Raw genomic sequence first — 1133 nt, forward strand, 5'->3', positions numbered from 1 at the left:
TTTAAAATCTTAAATTCAAGTAATAAGCGCAACATTTAGATTTGAGGTTTTGATATTAATTTTTCAAAACAGAAAAGTAGGGAATCCTACCTTTCTTGTTTTGATGGATGTTATCTTGCGGTCTCAAATCGCCAAAAAAGAAGTTGCATGACACACATAACCCAGGCTCAAAGATACACAATCTGTTGTATGCTAAACCAAGGCTACAATAAAGCTAAAATTGCCATTGCCATAGGCAAAAACCGCTCTACAATTACAAGAGAGATTAAAAGAAATTCAGATAAAAGAAGTGGTGTTTATACTGATGAATTAGCATCAAAAAAGTACGCTAAACGTCAAAAAGAAAAAGCTAAACACATTCGTTTTACTCCCACTATAAAAGTTGCTGTAGAAAAATTGATAAGAGATGACTATAGTCCAGAGCAGGTAGTTGGTTCCCTTACTAAAGAGCAGAAAGAAAGTGTTTCTATAGAGCGTATCTATCAACATATTTGGGAAGATAAGAGGAATAGGGGAGATTTACACACCCACCTACGTAGGCAAGGGAGAAGGTATCGAAAACGGGGCGCAAGCAAGGATTCTAGAGGGATTATCAAGAATCGAATAAGTATAGAACAAAGGCCTGAAATTGTTGAAAAAAGAGCGCGTTTTGGAGATTTAGAAGTGGATTTAATTATAGGTAAAAATCATCATCAAGCTATTCTGACCATCAACGATAGCGCTTCTGGAATGCTTAAAATGAAAAAAGTTGCATCCAAACAAGCCGATGTGGTAACCAGAGCTATCATAGAACTATTAGAGGACTGGAAACCTTATTTGTTTACTGTTACAGCGGATAACGGAAAAGAATTTGCAGGGCATCAAGAAGTAGTAGAGAACCTTGATGTTCATTACTATTTTGCACATCCTTATCATTCATGGGAAAGAGGATCTAACGAAAATCTAAACGGCTTAATTAGACAGTATTTTGCAAAGGGTTCTGACTTCTCATCTATAAATGAACAAAGAATCAAAGAGGTAGAAAATAAACTAAATAACAGACCTAGGAAAAGGTATAAATTTGAAAATCCTATATTTGTTATGGAACAATTATTATTTAAACAGAATGTTGCTTTTGTGACTTGAATTCAGCA

Annotated in this window: 1 protein-coding gene; it reads left to right on the forward strand. The window is 34.8% G+C overall.

Features of this window, described 5'->3' with window-relative positions; all coding sequences use genetic code 11:
* The first annotated feature begins 147 nt into the window (after nt 1-147).
* Nucleotides 148-1125: an IS30 family transposase gene (locus tag ES044_RS18275; RefSeq protein WP_147187475.1), complete on the forward strand. Its 978-nt coding sequence runs from the start codon at nt 148-150 to the stop codon at nt 1123-1125.
* The last annotated feature ends 8 nt before the right edge of the window (nt 1126-1133 follow it).

It is taken from the genome of Polaribacter sp. IC066, assembly GCF_007997085.1.
Classification (GTDB): Bacteria; Bacteroidota; Bacteroidia; order Flavobacteriales; family Flavobacteriaceae; genus Polaribacter.